17 protein-coding genes are annotated in these 15,278 nt (G+C 38.9%); all 17 read left to right on the plus strand.

Features of this window, described 5'->3' with window-relative positions; all coding sequences use genetic code 11:
* Position 1 precedes the first annotated feature (1 nt).
* The 17 genes from map to hprK all read left to right on the plus strand — a co-directional run bounded on the left by map (position 2) and on the right by hprK (position 15,269).
* On the plus strand, positions 2-802 hold the full coding sequence (map, locus tag BO15_RS0105570) for a type I methionyl aminopeptidase (protein WP_033153088.1): 801 nt from the start codon (positions 2-4) through the stop codon (positions 800-802).
* Positions 793-1,059, plus strand: a complete 267-nt coding sequence (locus BO15_RS0105575; RefSeq protein WP_033153089.1) for a hypothetical protein — start codon at positions 793-795, stop codon at positions 1,057-1,059. The genes map and BO15_RS0105575 overlap by 10 nt, the downstream gene beginning before the upstream one ends.
* Positions 1,052-1,270 (plus strand): translation initiation factor IF-1, encoded by a 219-nt coding sequence (infA, locus tag BO15_RS0105580; protein WP_015548337.1) that lies wholly within the window; start codon positions 1,052-1,054, stop codon positions 1,268-1,270. Before BO15_RS0105575 ends, infA begins: the two co-directional genes overlap by 8 nt.
* Before the next feature lie 126 nt (positions 1,271-1,396).
* Entirely contained in the window at positions 1,397-1,510 is a 114-nt protein-coding gene (gene rpmJ, locus BO15_RS0105585) for a 50S ribosomal protein L36 (protein ID WP_004604068.1), read from the plus strand.
* 204 nt (positions 1,511-1,714) lie between these two features.
* Positions 1,715-2,083, plus strand: a complete 369-nt coding sequence (gene rpsM, locus BO15_RS0105590) for a 30S ribosomal protein S13 (RefSeq protein ID WP_033153091.1) — start codon at positions 1,715-1,717, stop codon at positions 2,081-2,083.
* Between the two features lie 35 nt (positions 2,084-2,118).
* Positions 2,119-2,511, plus strand: coding sequence for a 30S ribosomal protein S11 (rpsK, locus tag BO15_RS0105595; RefSeq protein ID WP_015548335.1), 393 nt, complete (start codon positions 2,119-2,121; stop codon positions 2,509-2,511).
* 16 nt (positions 2,512-2,527) lie between these two features.
* The gene (gene rpsD, locus BO15_RS0105600; protein WP_033153092.1) at positions 2,528-3,121 is read left to right on the plus strand and encodes a 30S ribosomal protein S4; all 594 of its coding nucleotides are present in this window, start codon (positions 2,528-2,530) and stop codon (positions 3,119-3,121) included.
* 174 nt (positions 3,122-3,295) lie between these two features.
* Positions 3,296-4,255: a DNA-directed RNA polymerase subunit alpha gene (locus tag BO15_RS0105605; protein ID WP_033153098.1), complete on the plus strand. Its 960-nt coding sequence runs from the start codon at positions 3,296-3,298 to the stop codon at positions 4,253-4,255.
* Positions 4,256-4,391: 136 nt separating this feature from the next.
* Positions 4,392-4,916, plus strand: a complete 525-nt coding sequence (locus BO15_RS0105610; RefSeq protein ID WP_033153100.1) for a bL17 family ribosomal protein — start codon at positions 4,392-4,394, stop codon at positions 4,914-4,916.
* Between the two features lie 179 nt (positions 4,917-5,095).
* Positions 5,096-6,460, plus strand: a complete 1,365-nt coding sequence (locus BO15_RS0105615; protein WP_033153102.1) for an MATE family efflux transporter — start codon at positions 5,096-5,098, stop codon at positions 6,458-6,460.
* Positions 6,461-6,585: 125 nt separating this feature from the next.
* Complete coding sequence (locus tag BO15_RS0105620; RefSeq protein WP_033153106.1) at positions 6,586-7,365, plus strand: glucose 1-dehydrogenase; 780 nt, start codon at positions 6,586-6,588, stop codon at positions 7,363-7,365.
* A 98-nt stretch (positions 7,366-7,463) separates the two neighbouring features.
* Positions 7,464-8,501 carry an ABC transporter substrate-binding protein gene (locus tag BO15_RS0105625; RefSeq protein ID WP_033153108.1) on the plus strand — a complete coding sequence of 346 codons (1,038 nt, stop codon included), beginning with the start codon at positions 7,464-7,466 and terminating at the stop codon, positions 8,499-8,501.
* 73 nt (positions 8,502-8,574) lie between these two features.
* Complete coding sequence (locus BO15_RS0105630) at positions 8,575-9,498, plus strand: ABC transporter permease (RefSeq protein ID WP_033153110.1); 924 nt, start codon at positions 8,575-8,577, stop codon at positions 9,496-9,498.
* Positions 9,498-10,295 carry an ABC transporter ATP-binding protein gene (locus tag BO15_RS0105635; RefSeq protein WP_033153112.1) on the plus strand — a complete coding sequence of 266 codons (798 nt, stop codon included), beginning with the start codon at positions 9,498-9,500 and terminating at the stop codon, positions 10,293-10,295. The genes BO15_RS0105630 and BO15_RS0105635 overlap by 1 nt, the downstream gene beginning before the upstream one ends.
* 132 nt (positions 10,296-10,427) lie before the next feature.
* Entirely contained in the window at positions 10,428-12,431 is a 2,004-nt protein-coding gene (ftsH, locus tag BO15_RS0105640) for an ATP-dependent zinc metalloprotease FtsH (protein WP_052169790.1), read from the plus strand.
* Between the two features lie 5 nt (positions 12,432-12,436).
* Positions 12,437-14,308, plus strand: a complete 1,872-nt coding sequence (gene uvrC, locus BO15_RS0105645) for an excinuclease ABC subunit UvrC (RefSeq protein ID WP_033153114.1) — start codon at positions 12,437-12,439, stop codon at positions 14,306-14,308.
* Between the two features lie 31 nt (positions 14,309-14,339).
* A complete protein-coding gene (gene hprK / locus BO15_RS0105650; RefSeq protein ID WP_033153116.1) occupies positions 14,340-15,269 on the plus strand; it encodes an HPr(Ser) kinase/phosphatase in 930 nt (309 codons plus the stop codon).
* The last annotated feature ends 9 nt before the right edge of the window (positions 15,270-15,278 follow it).

Consider the following 15,278-nt stretch of genomic DNA (forward strand, 5'->3'; position numbering starts at 1 on the left):
GATGTCAGAAGTTATAACTATTAAAACTGATGAAGAAATTCAATTGATGCGTGAAGCTGGTAAGATATTAGCGCAGGTTCATGAAACTTTAGCTAAAGAAATTCACGAAGGAATGTCTACATTAGATGTAGATCGACTTGGTGAAGAGGTAATCAGAAGCTATGGATGTGAGCCAAACTTCAAAGGACTTTATGGATATCCAGCAAGTGTGTGTGTATCTGTAAATGATGAAGTTGTTCACGGTATTCCTACTGATGATCATATCCTTGTAAATGGAGATATTGTTAGTTTGGATACTGGAGTGCTTTACAAAGGTTATCATAGCGATGCAGCTCGTACAGTTGGTGTTGGAGAAATCAGTGAAGAAGCAAGACTTCTTATTGAAAGAACACGTCAGTCTTTCTTTCAAGGTATGAAATTTGCTACTGCTGGTAATCATCTATATGATATATCAGGTGCAATTGGTGATTATGCAGAGAGTTTTGGTTACGGAGTAGTTAGGGACTTAGTTGGACATGGTATTGGTACTTCGCTTCATGAAGCGCCAGAGATTCCAAACTTCAGACGTAGATTTAGAAGAGGTCCCAAACTAATCAAAGGTATGACACTTGCTGTAGAACCAATGATTAATGCAGGTAGCTGTGATGTAGCTTGGATGGATGATGAATGGACTGTTGTTACAATGGACGAGTCATTATCTGCTCACTACGAAAATACAATTGTTATTACTGATGGTGCTCCAGAAATCTTAACACTTACACCTACAGAACTTGCAAATCCGGAGGGAAATAAATGGATTTAATGCTTGCAACATCAAAGGCTGGACATGACAAGAAACAGGTATACTTGGTCCTCAAAGATGATGATGAGTATTGTTATCTTGTAAATGGAACAACTAAATTGGTTGCCAAGCCTAAAAAGAAAAAGAAAATTCATTTACAGCTAATAAAAAATATTCCGTCTGATGTTTTAGAGGAAGTAAAGGATATTAAAACATTAGATGATGTATCAATAAAAAGAATTCTTAAAGTTTATAATAGGAGGAACAAAGATGTCTAAGGCAGATGTTATTGAAGTTGAGGGAGTTGTAGTAGAAAAGCTTCCTAATGCTATGTTTAAGGTAGAGCTTGAAAATGGTCACCAGATTCTTGCTCATATCAGTGGTAAGTTGAGACAGAATTACATCCGTATCTTACCTGGAGATAAGGTTACAATTGAAATGAGTCCATATGATCTTTCTAAGGGAAGAATTATTTGGAGAGATAAATAAAAATAATTAAAAATTTGTTGACATACATTAAAACGCCCGGTATACTATTAAACGGACGTTTTTAAGATGTTCAAATATAGATTGACCACAACCTTTGAATAAAAGGGCATGGAAAGGAGGAAAATCGTGAAAGTAAGATCTTCTGTAAAGCCTATGTGCGAGAAGTGCAAGGTCATCAAAAGAAAGGGTAGCATTCGTATTATCTGCGAGAACCCAAAGCATAAGCAGCGTCAGGGTTAATTCCTGTTTGTTTATGTAGCATTTTATTATGTGCGGCTGCAGTCTAAAGAGTATCTAATTTAGGCTGTTCATAATAAATAGGCCTATCATACCGAGGCCAATTTGTTCCAGATATGGGTGTACACACATTTCAGGCCGAGCAATCGGAGCTGTATTACTTATATCGCTTATTAATAGTAGAAATTTATGGAGGTGTAAACACACATGGCTCGTATTGCAGGTGTAGATTTACCAAGAGACAAGAGAATTGAAATTGGTTTAACTTACATTTACGGAATCGGTAGAGTAAGCTCAAACAAGATTCTTGAAGCAGCTGGTGTAGATCCTAACACACGTGTTAAGGATTTAACTGACGAAGAAGTTAAGAAGATTAGCACAGTTATCGACGAAACTATGACTGTAGAAGGTGATCTTAGAAGAGAAGTTGCTCTTGATATTAAGAGACTTCAGGAAATCGGATGCTATAGAGGTATCCGTCATAGAAAGGGTCTTCCTGTTCGTGGACAGAAGACTAAGACAAACGCTCGTACTCGCAAGGGTCCAAAGCGTACAGTAGCAAATAAGAAGAAGTAATTATATTCATAGAAAGAAAGTAGGTTAGTTTAATTATGGCTAAAGTTGCAAAGAAGACAACAAAAAAGCGTGTAAAGAAAAACGTTGAACACGGACAGGTACATGTTCAGGCATCTTTCAATAATACTATCGTTACTATTACAGATGCTCAGGGTAACGCTCTTTCATGGGCAAGTGCTGGTGGTCTAGGATTTAGAGGTTCAAGGAAATCTACTCCTTATGCTGCACAGATGGCAGCAGAGACAGCAGTTAAGGCTGCATTAGTTCACGGTTTAAAGAGTGTAGATGTATTCGTAAAGGGACCAGGTTCAGGACGTGAAGCTGCAATCAGAGCGATCGATGCAAACGGCGTACAGGTTCTTACAATCAAGGATGTTACTCCAGTTCCACATAACGGATGTCGTCCACCAAAGCGTAGAAGAGTCTAATTAGGAGGGAAATCTAATGGCAGTTAATAAGACACCAGTTCTTAAAAGATGTAGATCTCTTGATTTAGATCCTACATTTTTAGGATATGATAAAAAGTCACGTAGACAGAAGAATAGAGGAAGAGGCAAGAAGTCTGAGTACGCTCTTCAGCTTCAGGAGAAGCAGAAGGCTAAGTTCATTTATGGCGTACTTGAGAAGCCTTTCCGTAATTATTATGAGAAGGCTGACCGTCAGAAGGGTATGACAGGTGAAAACCTTATGACAATGCTTGAGAGCCGTCTTGATAACGTAGTATTCCGTATGGGATTCGCTCGTACAAGAAAAGAAGCTCGTCAGGTTGTTGATCACAAGATGTTCCTTGTAAACGGCAAGCCAGTAAATGTTCCTTCATATCTTGTAAAGGCAGGCGACGTTATCGAAGTTCGCGAGAAGTCAAAGAGCCTTCAGAGATTCAAGGATATCGCAGAGGTTACAGCTGGTAGAACAACTCCAGAGTGGGTTGATGTTGATGCTGAGAACCTTAAGGGTACAGTTAAAGAGCTTCCTAATAGAGAGCAGATTGATGTACCAGTAGACGAGATGCTTATCGTCGAGTTATATTCAAAATAATAATTATTAGTAAATGTTTACAAAAAGCACTTATACAAGCTTGCTTGTATAAGTGCGATTTGTTACAATTTTACTATGTGGCAATAAGTAATCTGATGGAATATTTATTAAATATTCCTTTTTTAGAGTCTAGTACATTAAGTTTCATAATTTATGAAATAAGGAGGCAATGTAGTGTTAAATTTTGAAAACCCAAATATTGAAATCGTAGAGATTTCTGAGGACAAAAAATACGGCAGATTCGTTGTTGAACCCCTTGAGAGAGGATATGGTATAACACTTGGTAATTCACTTCGTAGAATTATGCTTTCGTCTCTGCCAGGAGCTGCAGTTAGCCAGATAAAGATTGAAGGCGTTCTTCATGAGTTCAGTGCCATTCCAGGTGTAAAAGAGGATGTTACTGAAATCGTAATGAACATCAAGGAGCTTGCTATTAGAAATAATAGCTCTTCAGATGAGCCAAAGACAGCATATATTGAGTTCGAGGGAGAGGGAGTTGTTACAGCTGCTGATATCCAGGTTGACTCTGATATCGAGATTATCAATCCTGATCTTGTTATTGCACATCTTAATGGTGGTAATGATTGCAAGCTTTACATGGAGCTTACAATTACAAAGAATCGTGGATACATCTCTGCAGATAAGAACAAAACTCCAGATACTCCAATCGGTAAGATTGCAGTTGACTCAATTTACACACCAGTTGAGCGTGTAAATATGACAGTTGAGGACACTCGTGTAGGCCAGGTTACAGATTATGACAAGCTTACACTTGATGTATATACAAATGGCACAATGGGTCCAGATGAAGCCGTTTCTATGGCTGCAAAGGTACTCAGCGAGCACTTAAATTTATTTGTTAACCTTTCAGATGCTGCTCAGGATCTTAGCGTTATCGCTGACAAGCCTGATGATACAACAGGTAAGACTCTTGAAATGAGCATTGATGAGCTTGAGCTTTCAGTTCGTTCATACAACTGCTTAAAGAGAGCTGGTATCAACACAGTAGCAGAGCTTTGCGACAAGTCACCAGATGACATGATGAAGGTTCGTAACCTTGGTCGCAAGTCTATGGAAGAAGTAGAGCAGAAGCTTAGCGAGCTTGGTCTTTCACTTAGAATGGTAGAAGACTAGTTCGAAAGCATATAGTAACAGGAAATAATACGTGACGGATAAGACCGATGAGCACTGTCGCGCATGCCTTTCCATTAATCAAGTTACGGGATAAGACCGATGAGCACCTGTAACGCCAGTTATAAGGAGAAAAGAAATGGCAAAGTACAGAAAATTAAGCAGAACATCATCACAGAGAAAAGCTCTTTTAAGAAACCAGGTAACAGAGCTTCTTTATCACGGCAAGATCGTTACAACTGAGGCTAAGGCTAAGGAAGTAAAGAAGATTGCTGAGCACATCATCACACTTGGTGTTAAGGAAAAGGATAACTTCGAAGAAGTTACAGTTCAGGCTAAGGTAGCACGCAAGGACAAAGATGGTAAGAGAGTAAAGGAAGTTGTTGATGGCAAGAAGGTAACTGTATACGATACAGTTGACAAGAAGATTAAGAAGGATTCTCCTTCAAGACTTCACGCTCGTCGTCAGATGATGCAGGTTCTTTACACACCAACAGCTAAGGGTGCTAAGAAGAGCGAAACACACAAGGTTGATATGGCTAACTTTGTATTTGATGAGATTGCTCCAAAGTATGTTGACCGCAAGGGTGGTTACACACGTATCGTAAAGATCGGACCACGTAAGGGCGATGCAGCTATGGAAGTAGTTCTTGAGCTTGTATAATATATATTTGCTTTTTAAACCAGGACATTAGTCCTGGTTTTTTTATTGTAAAATTAATGGAGAAAACACAGGTGTAAAAAATCTATAATATTATATAAAATACTAAAATAAATACTATATTAAAAATAAAATCTGGTGTATTCTAAGAGCAAGAAAGAAATTAAACGGAGGACTATTATATGGCAGCAGATAGCACAAAGAAAATGACCGAAGGAAGCCCAATGAAACTTATACTAGGTTTTTCAATTCCAATGCTTGCTGGTCTTCTATTCCAACAAATGTACAACCTTGTGGATACCATAATAGTTGGTCAAACCTTGGGAGATAGTGCACTAGCTGCAGTAGGTTCAACTGGTTCTATTAACTTCTTGATTAATGGATTTTGTATAGGAGTCTGTTCGGGATTTGCAATTCCTGTTGCCCAACGATTTGGAGCAGAATCCTATGATTCAATGCGGAAATTTGTAGGAAATTCGATTATTATTTCTGGCATATTTGCTCTTGTTATAACATTAGTAGTAAGTATCTTTTGTTATCAAATATTGGAGATTATGCAAACCCCAAATGATATTATCAAGCTGGCATATTCCTATATTTCGATTATATTTTTTGGCATACCAGTAACATTTTTATATAACCTTACAGCCGGTATAATGCGTTCATTAGGGGATAGTAAAACGCCAACATACTTTTTGATTATGGCTGCTGGAATCAACATAGTATTAGATATTGTATTTATTATAGTTTTGGGCATGAGCGTAGATGGACCAGCACTTGCTACAGTTATATCTCAGTTTATTGCGGGTATAAGCTGCCTGATTTATATGAAAAAGAAATTCCCTATTCTTAAACTTGCAAAGTCAGATTTAAAACTTGGACCACACCACACAGCAGTATTAATATCAATGGGGCTTCCATTTGGATTGCAATATTCAATAACCGCAATCGGCTCGGTTGTATTGCAGACGGCTGTTAATGGCCTTGGTACGGTAGCGGTAGCTTCTATGACTGCAGGTTCAAAAGTATCTATGTTTGTGGTATGTCCTTTTGATGCTCTAGGCGGTACCATGGCTACATATGCTGGTCAAAATGTCGGCGCAAAGGATATTCAAAGAGTTCGTAAAGGTGTATGGTCGGCTCAAATGTTAGGTACAATTTATGCAATAATTATTTTTATCATTCTATATTTTGGTGGAAGTACAATATTACATTTGTTTACTTCTACAGACATTGTTATTAAACAAGCAAGGATGTTCCTGCTTGCGAATAGTATTACATATACATTACTGGCTGGCGTAAATATATTTAGATTTGCAATTCAGGGAATGGGGTATTCAACATTTGCAGTATTCGCTGGCGTGATGGAAATGATTGCTAGAATTCTTGTTGCATTCACCTTGGTTCCAATGATAGGTTTTAGTGGCGCTATATGGGCCAGTCCAGTAGCATGGCTGTTTGCAGACTTGTTCTTAGTGCCTGGTTTCTATTATTGTTGCAATAAATTAACAAGCAAATACAAAGCTGATGATGTTATCCACATATAGAAGTTTGATAATTAACAAACAAGTTGTCAGAAAAATACAAAATAAATACAAAATTATGCGAAAATGCTTTTACATTTTTCCTGAGATTTTGATACAATGGCATAAAATTAAAGGAGGAAGTTTTTATGGAAAAAAAGTATTTTGATTTATCAGGTCAAGTAGCGCTTATTACAGGGTGCTCATCAGGTCTTGGCGTACAGATGGCCAAGGCATTGGCAGCGCAGGGATGTAATATAGTAGCAGTTGCCCGCCGCCAGAATCTTATCGAAGAGGTGGCAAAAGAGATTTCTGACACATTTGGCGTAAAGGCTATAGGAGTACCTTGCGACATTACAGATACTGAGAAAGTAAATGCCGCAGTAGATACAGTCCTTAAAGAGTTTGGCAGAATTGATATTTTAATTAATAATGCTGGTACAGGTTCAGGTGCTACACCAGCCGAAGATGTTGAAGATGCTCAATTTGAAGGAGAAGTAGCCATTGATTTAACAGGCAGCTTTAAGATGGCTAGAGCGATTGCTAAAAAGGCTATGATTCCTGCCGGATATGGACGTATTATCAACATTGCCTCCATGTATGGATTGGTTGGAAATAATATTGCTCCAGCTGCTGCTTATCATGCCGCAAAGGGTGGTGTTGTAAATCTTACAAGGGCCCTTGCTTCTGAGTGGGGAAATAAAGGAATTACAGTTAATGCTATCTGCCCAGGATACTTTGAAACACCACTTACAAAAGAGACATTGGATAGTGAGTTTTTCCAGCAATATGCAAAGACAATGATTCCTCTTAATAGATATGGTAAAGAGGGCGAGCTTGATACAGCAGCGATTTTCCTTGCTTCTCCAGCAAGTACATATGTAAACGGCGTTATTCTTCCAGTTGATGGTGGATATACATGTATGTAATAGATATGGGCCTATTTGGCCCATATTTTTGTTCTTGTTGACTTTAGTGATTAAAAGTGCTAAAGTACATCAAAGAAGAATAATCAGGAGGGGAAAACATGAAGAAGAAAATACTTGCATCAGTTTTGGCGTCAGTAATGGTTCTTAGCATGGTTGGTTGCGGTACAGATGCAGCCGCTCAGAAGGAAGCAGAAACAGCCACAACAACCGAAACTACAGAGGAAACTACAGAAGATGCTAATCAGACATACAATGTAGGAGTAATTCAGTTAGTACAGCATCCAGCCCTTGATACAGCTACAGAGGGATTTTCAGATGCTTTAAAAGAAAAACTTGGGGATCAAGTAGAAATCAACGTACAGAATGCATCTGGCGATACAGCAACATGTGCTACAATTGCCAATTCATTTGTTTCAGATAATGTTGATTTGATTATGGCAAATGCTACACCTGCTATGCAGGCTAGCTCAACAGCTACAAACTCTATTCCTATCGTAGCTACATCTATTACAGATTACGGAACAGCACTTGGAATTAAGGATTGGGAAGGCACAACAGGAATCAACGTAACTGGTACATCTGATTTAGCTCCACTTGATGGACAGGCAGAAATGTTAAATGAACTTTTCCCAGATGCAAAAGAAGTAGGAATTATCTATTGCTCTGGTGAGGATAACTCATTATATCAGGCAAATCAGATTACTACATATCTTGAGGAATATGGATACAATGTAACAGCATACACATTCTCTGACTCAGCAGACGTTGCAACAGTAGTACAGACAGCTTGCGGAGAGAGCGACGTGTTGTATGTTCCTACAGATAATGTTGCTGCAAGCTGCGCAGAGACAATCAACAATGTAGCACTTACAGCAGGTGTTCCTATCATCGCTGGTGAGGAAGGAATCTGTAAGGGATGCGGTATCGCAACACTTTCTATTTCGTACTATGACATTGGATATGCTGCAGGTCTTATGGCTTACGAAATCCTCGTTAATGGACAGGATCCAGCAACATATGAGATTCAGTACGCTACGGATTTTACAAAGGAATACAATCCAGTAATTGCAGAAGAACTTGGAATTGAGCTTCCAGATGATTATGTTGCAATTGAAATGGAAGAAGAGGCTGAATAATAAGATTTAGCAACAAAATATAATTATTTTGGGGCAAGGTCAGTAGTTTTGACCTTGCTCTTTGGAGTTTAAAATGGGAATTGAAACATTAATAGCAGGAATGCCTGGAACAGTTGCACAGGGAATAATATATGGAATAATGGCGCTGGGCATTTATATTACATTTAAATTATTAAATTTTGCGGATCTATCTGTAGATGGTTCCTTTGCTACAGGAGGAGCTGTTGCAGCAATGGTAATTATATCTGGTCACTCATGGGTGCTTGCATTAGTCCTAGCTTTGATTGCAGGAGCCTTAGCAGGATTGATTACAGGCGTATTGCATACAGTCCTTGGAATCCCTGATATTTTGGCGGGAATCCTAACCCAACTGGCACTATATTCAATCAACTTAAGAATTGCAAAAAATCAGCCAAATACTCCTATTTCAGTTGATAAGTACAACTTGGCTGTTTCACTTAGATATAAAACAGATGCTCTAATGACAGTATTTGTTATTGCTGTAATCATAATAGCTATCATGTACTGGTTTTTTGGAACAGAAATGGGTTCAGCGCTTCGTGCTACAGGAACAAACCCAGCTATGGCAAAAGCACAAGGCATTAACGTAAATGTTATGAAGGCATTAGGCTTGGTGGTATCTAACTCATTAGTAGCCTTCGCAGGCGCTTTATTTGCTCAGTTCAATGGTAATGCCGATGTAAATATGGGTAGAGGTGCAATCGTAATAGGCCTTGCATCCATTATTATAGGCGATGTTTTATGCAATGCATTTTTCAAGAAAAAGAGCACATTTTGGCTTGCTCTTGGCTTTGTAATTGTAGGCGGTATTCTTTACTACATTTTTATTGCATTCGTATTGTGGCTCAAGATGCCAGCAAACGACATGAAGCTGTTCACAGCCATAATCGTTGCTATATTCCTTGCTGTGCCATATTTAAAGAACAAAATGAATAGCTCCTTCTTTAAGGCGGCAAAAAGAGGAGGTAAACGATAATGCTTAATGCTAATAAAATCAGAAAAACTTTTAATGCGGGAACTATAAATGAAAAAGTGGCATTATCAGGCGCATCTCTTTATTTAGAGGAAGGTGAATTTTGCACAGTTATTGGTGGAAATGGTGCGGGAAAATCCACATTTCTTAATGCCATTGCAGGCGTATGGCCAGTAGACGCAGGTTCTATATCAATAGATGGTGTAGATGTAACTGGACTTCCAGAGCATAAGCGTGCTCGCTATTTGGGAAGAGTTTTCCAGGATCCTATGACAGGAACTGCAGCAAATATGCAGATTGATGAAAATATGGCCCTGGCTGCCCGCAGAGGAAAAGCTAGAGGTTTAGGTTGGGGTGTTACAAAATCTGAAAGAGAAAGATACCATGAAATGCTTAAACAGCTTGATCTAGGCTTGGAAGATAGACTTACAGCAAAGGTAGGCTTGCTTTCAGGAGGACAACGTCAGGCCCTTACACTTCTTATGGCAACTATCCAGAAGCCAAAGGTGTTACTTCTAGATGAGCATACAGCCGCTCTTGACCCAAAGACTGCAGCAAAAGTCCTAGAAATAACGGATATGCTGATTAAAGAGAATAACCTTACAGCCATGATGGTAACTCACAACATGAGAGATGCTATTCATTACGGAAATCGACTTATTATGATGAACGAAGGCAGAGTTATTCTTAATATCTCCGGAGAAGAGAAAAAGAATCTTACAATTGAGGATCTCTTACATAAATTTGAAGAGGTATCTGGAACAGAGTTCACTAATGATACTGAAATCTTATCAAAGTAAAATAAGAAAACCGTCTGCAAAGATAGCAGGCGGTTTTCTTTTTTATATCTATTAAAATTTTATTAAAATCATTACTTTTCCACTATTTTATGATAAATTAATATAAGAATTTTCTACAAAACGGAGGCAGTTGTGAACGAGAATAATAACAACCAAAATGGTGGAGATAAAAAGAATAATCGTCAGCCTTTCTACACATTAGGAATACTAGTGCTTGTGGCACTTTTCTTTACTAGCATGGTGTATAGAGGGGCTAGTTCAAATTCAAATCAGGAGATTACTTACACAGAGTTTTTACAGCTTGTTGAAGACGACAAAGTTGCGGAAGTAAATTTTGATAACGACGTTATCAATATCACTCTTGTTGAAGGCGAAACATACGGCATGTCATCTGACGAGGCTAGTGCACTTCAGCAGATTTACGAGAGCACAGGCCAGTCTACATCAGTCAAGCTTTATACAGCATATCTTCGTGATGATGATTTGCTTGATAAGTTGGATGAGCACGGTGTAGAGTACGAGGGTACAATTGCTGACTCCACAGCAGCAATTATCTATAATGTCCTTTCATTTGTACTTCCAATTGTATTGTTATGGGTACTTCTTGGTTTCTTTATGAAACGTATGGGTGGTGGCCCAATGGGAGTCGGCAAATCAAATGCCAAGCTTTACAATATGGAAAAAGCTACAGGTGTTACATTCAAGGATGTAGCAGGACAGGATGAGGCAAAGGAGTCTGTACAAGAAATGGTAGACTTCCTTCACAATCCTCGTAAATATACAGAAATTGGTGCCAAGCTTCCAAAGGGTGCTCTTTTAGTAGGCCCTCCAGGAACAGGTAAAACTCTTCTTGCAAAAGCAGTTGCAGGTGAAGCAGGAGTTCCATTCTTCTCACTTGCAGGTTCTGATTTCGTAGAGATGTTTGTTGGTGTTGGTGCTTCACGTGTTCGTGACCTTTTCAAGGAAGCTCAGAAAGTAGCGCCATGTATCGTTTTCATCGACGAGATTGATGCCATTGGTAAGAGTCGTGACGCTCATTACGGCGGCGGTAACGACGAGCGTGAGCAGACATTAAATCAGCTCCTTTCAGAGATGGATGGTTTTGATTCTAACAAGGGATTACTTATTCTTGCAGCTACAAATAGACCAGAAGTGCTTGATAAAGCTTTACTTCGTCCAGGTCGTTTTGATAGACGAATCATCGTAGATAAGCCTGATCAAAAGGGCCGTCTTGAAATCCTCAAAGTTCATGCAAAGGATGTAAAGATGGATGAAACAGTTGATTTGGATGCTATTGCACTTGCATCAGTAGGTCTTGTTGGTTCTGATTTGGCAAACATTATCAACGAAGCTGCAATTTTAGCAGTCAAAGATAAGCGTAAGTTTGTAAATCAAAAAGACTTATTCGAAGCATTTGAACTTGTCGCAGTCGGCGGTAAGGAAAAGAAAGATAGAGCAATGAGTGAGAAAGAACGTAAAATCGTTTCATATCACGAAGTTGGACATGCTCTTGTTTCTGCATTACAAAAGGATGCTGAGCCAGTTCAAAAGATTACAATTGTTCCTAGAACAATGGGAGCATTGGGATACACACTTCAGACACCAGAAGAAGAAAAGTTCCTTGAAACCAAGGACGAGCTAATTGCAAAGATTGTTACTTACATGGGCGGTCGTGCGGCAGAAGATATTAAGTTTGGCTCATATACATCAGGAGCAGCAAATGATATCGAGCAGGCTACAAAGATTGCCAGAGCGATGGTTACTCGATTTGGTATGTCTGATAAGTTTGGAATGATGGGACTTGCAACAGTAGAGAGCCAGTATCTCGATGGCAGAGCATCATTAATCTGTGGCGAAAACACAGCAGCTGAAATAGATAAAGAAGTTCTTCAGATGATTACAGATGCTTATGCAAAAGCAAAGCAGCTTCTTGCAGATAACATGGAATGTCTTGATAAGATTTCCGACTATCTATTTGAACACGAGACAATCACAGGTAAGGAATTCATGTCAATCTTCAGAGAAATAAAAGGAATTCCAGACCCAGAAGAAAAGAAAGAGCCAGAAAGACATAGTCTTTTTGATGATGTTAATGACCCACAGAATGTGGTAGCAGATAGTATTTTTGATGAGTAATTTATATGGTAACTGAAAAAGACCTTAGTAAACTCCCGGATCAACCGGGAGTTTATCTAATGCACGGGAAAAATGATGAAATTATATATGTAGGTAAAGCGTTGTCCCTTCGTCACAGAGTGAGACAGTACTTTCAACCGAGCCATGATGAGGGCCTCAAGAAAAAGCAGATGGTGGCAAATATTGATTATTTCGAGTTTATAGTCACTGACTCTGAATTAGAGGCTCTTATTTTAGAATGTAATTTAATAAAGGAATATCGTCCGAAATATAACACAATGCTTCGTGACGATAAGACTTACCCATATATCGAGGTCACTTTACAGGAAGCATATCCAAGGGTTTTGTTCTCCAGAAGGATGAAAAAGAATGGCAGCAAATTTTTCGGTCCATTCACATCTGCGGGAGCTGTTCATGACACTATCGAGTTGGTTCAAAAGCTATACAAGATACGTACATGCTCACAGAAACTGCCAGAGAATTTTGGAAAAAACAGACCATGCTTAAATTATCATATTGGACAGTGCTTAGGTCCTTGTCAGGGAAATGTTCCTGTAGAAGAGTATCGTAAAAACGTAGAAAAGGTAATCGAGTTTTTAAACGGAGATTATGCTGACACAATAAAAGATTTACAAAGAAAAATGCTTGCGGCATCAGAGGATATGGACTACGAAAAGGCTGCCCTTTACAGAGATTTGATTGAATCAGTAAAGGCTTGCGCAGGAAGACAAAAAGCTACTCAGCTAGATGGAGAGGATAGAGATATCATCGCTATGGCTAAAGGCAAAGAAGATGCTGTTGTTCAGGTATTCTTTATTCGTGGCGGCAAAATGATTGGCAGAGAGCATTTCTTTATAAATGTTCGTGTGGATGATACAGATGAAGATTTGCTTGAGTATTTCCTTAAGGATTACTACACAGGTACACCATTTATTCCTAGAGAAATTTTTGTTCAGTTTGAAATGACTGAATCAGAATTAATCGAGACATGGCTCACAAATAAAAAAGGCTCTAGAGTTTACATAAGAACGCCTAAGCGTGGGGCAAAGGAAAAGCTTGTGGAGCTTGCAGCTAAAAATGCTCAGATGGTTTTGGATCAGGATAGAGAAAAAATAAAAAAAGAAGAGGGCAGAACAATTGGAGCCATGAAGGAAATAGCAGATATTCTAGGACTTCCTGGAGCAAGCAGAATGGAGGCCTACGATATTTCAAATATTTCCGGATTCCAATCAGTTGGTTCCATGGTAGTGTTTGAAAAAGGCAAGCCAAAACGCTCAGATTACCGTAAATTCAAAATCAAAACAGTTGAAGGTCCAAATGATTATGCATCCATGCACGAAGTGCTCACACGCCGTTTTTCACATGGAATTGAGGAACTTGAAGAAAATGGTGGCGTAATCGAAGACAGCTTTACCAAGTTTCCTGATGTTATAATGATGGATGGTGGTAAGGGACAGGTTCATATCGCCGAGCAGGTTATGTCAGAACTTGGCCTTCATATTCCTATAGCAGGTATGGTAAAGGATGATCATCATAGAACGAGAGGCCTTTACTATAGAGACGAAGAAATACCGATAGATACTCACTCTGAAGGCTTCCAGTTAATCACAAGACTTCAGGATGAAGCACACCGATTTGCAATTGAATATCATCGAAGCCTTAGAAGTAAAGGCCAGGTTCACAGTTTTCTTGACGATATTGAGGGAATCGGTCCAAAGAGGCGAAAAGCCCTTATGAAAAAATATGTTTCTGCAGAAAAAATGGCAAATGCCACAGTGGAAGATTTAATGGATACAGAATCTATGAGCAAAGAAGCGGCAGAGAATGTATACAATTACTTTCACCCTATTAATTCCGCAGAAAATGAGCTAAAATAATCTATGAATTTTCAGTTGATGGGAGGTTTTTATGGCAAATAATAAATTTGTAACAGTAGCAACACTACAGGAAAGATTTAATCTTACCAATTTCACACCAGAGCTCAATCTTGAAGAGGCTCAGGTAACAGTTGCTGATGTCAATAGACCAGCGCTTCAGCTACACGGATTTTATGAGCATTTCGATTCAAGCCGTATTCAGGTTATTGGAAATGTAGAAGCGGCATACTTAAATAAAAAGACAGATGAAGAGAAGGCTGAAAGCTTTGCTCAGCTATTAACATATGATATTCCATGTGTAATTTTCTGCAGAGGAGAAAAGCCAGGAGAAATATTACTTAAGGAAGCAGTTAAGGCAAAGGTTCCAGTATTAGGAACTGATCGTGCTACATCAGAGTTTATGTCAGCTTTGATTTATTCTTTGAATAAAGACTTTGCACCATACACAACTATCCACGGTGTATTAGTTGATGTTTATGGTGAAGGCTTGCTTATCACAGGTGAATCTGGAATAGGTAAATCAGAAGCTGCACTTGAGCTTATCCGTCGTGGTCACAGACTTGTATCAGACGATGTTGTAGAGATTCGTCGTCCAAACAACGAAAGATTATACGGAAGAGCGCCATCGATTACACAGTATCTTATTGAGCTTAGAGGTATTGGAATTATCGATGTTAAATCACTTTATGGTGTTGAGGCTGTAAAGGATGAGCAGCGTATTGATTTAGTTATTAAGCTTGAGGATTGGTCAAAGGAAAAAGAATATGATCGTCTTGGTATGACAGATGAATACATGAACATCCTTGGTATTGATGTAACATGTCATTCACTTCCAATTAGACCAGGTAGAAATCTCGCTATTATTTGCGAGGCTGCCGCAGTAAACCATCGTCAGAAGAAGATGGGCTATAATGCTGCCGAGGAGCTTTACAGGCGAGTTCAGAATAATATTAATGGATAGGAGATGCTA

The organism is Pseudobutyrivibrio ruminis HUN009, assembly GCF_000703005.1.
GTDB lineage: Bacteria > Bacillota > Clostridia > Lachnospirales > Lachnospiraceae > Pseudobutyrivibrio > Pseudobutyrivibrio ruminis_A.

What these genes read in the sequence shown, in the direction of transcription:
- map (WP_033153088.1), top strand. Translation starts at nt 2, where the DNA reads ATGTCAGAAGTTATAACTATTAAAACTGATGAAGAAATTCAATTGATG.
- BO15_RS0105575 (WP_033153089.1), top strand. Translation starts at nt 793, where the DNA reads ATGGATTTAATGCTTGCAACATCAAAGGCTGGACATGACAAGAAACAG.
- infA (WP_015548337.1), top strand. Translation starts at nt 1,052, where the DNA reads ATGTCTAAGGCAGATGTTATTGAAGTTGAGGGAGTTGTAGTAGAAAAG.
- rpsM (WP_033153091.1), top strand. Translation starts at nt 1,715, where the DNA reads ATGGCTCGTATTGCAGGTGTAGATTTACCAAGAGACAAGAGAATTGAA.
- rpsK (WP_015548335.1), top strand. Translation starts at nt 2,119, where the DNA reads ATGGCTAAAGTTGCAAAGAAGACAACAAAAAAGCGTGTAAAGAAAAAC.
- rpsD (WP_033153092.1), top strand. Translation starts at nt 2,528, where the DNA reads ATGGCAGTTAATAAGACACCAGTTCTTAAAAGATGTAGATCTCTTGAT.
- BO15_RS0105610 (WP_033153100.1), top strand. Translation starts at nt 4,392, where the DNA reads ATGGCAAAGTACAGAAAATTAAGCAGAACATCATCACAGAGAAAAGCT.
- BO15_RS0105615 (WP_033153102.1), top strand. Translation starts at nt 5,096, where the DNA reads ATGGCAGCAGATAGCACAAAGAAAATGACCGAAGGAAGCCCAATGAAA.
- BO15_RS0105620 (WP_033153106.1), top strand. Translation starts at nt 6,586, where the DNA reads ATGGAAAAAAAGTATTTTGATTTATCAGGTCAAGTAGCGCTTATTACA.
- BO15_RS0105625 (WP_033153108.1), top strand. Translation starts at nt 7,464, where the DNA reads ATGAAGAAGAAAATACTTGCATCAGTTTTGGCGTCAGTAATGGTTCTT.
- BO15_RS0105630 (WP_033153110.1), top strand. Translation starts at nt 8,575, where the DNA reads ATGGGAATTGAAACATTAATAGCAGGAATGCCTGGAACAGTTGCACAG.
- BO15_RS0105635 (WP_033153112.1), top strand. Translation starts at nt 9,498, where the DNA reads ATGCTTAATGCTAATAAAATCAGAAAAACTTTTAATGCGGGAACTATA.
- uvrC (WP_033153114.1), top strand. Translation starts at nt 12,437, where the DNA reads ATGGTAACTGAAAAAGACCTTAGTAAACTCCCGGATCAACCGGGAGTT.
- hprK (WP_033153116.1), top strand. Translation starts at nt 14,340, where the DNA reads ATGGCAAATAATAAATTTGTAACAGTAGCAACACTACAGGAAAGATTT.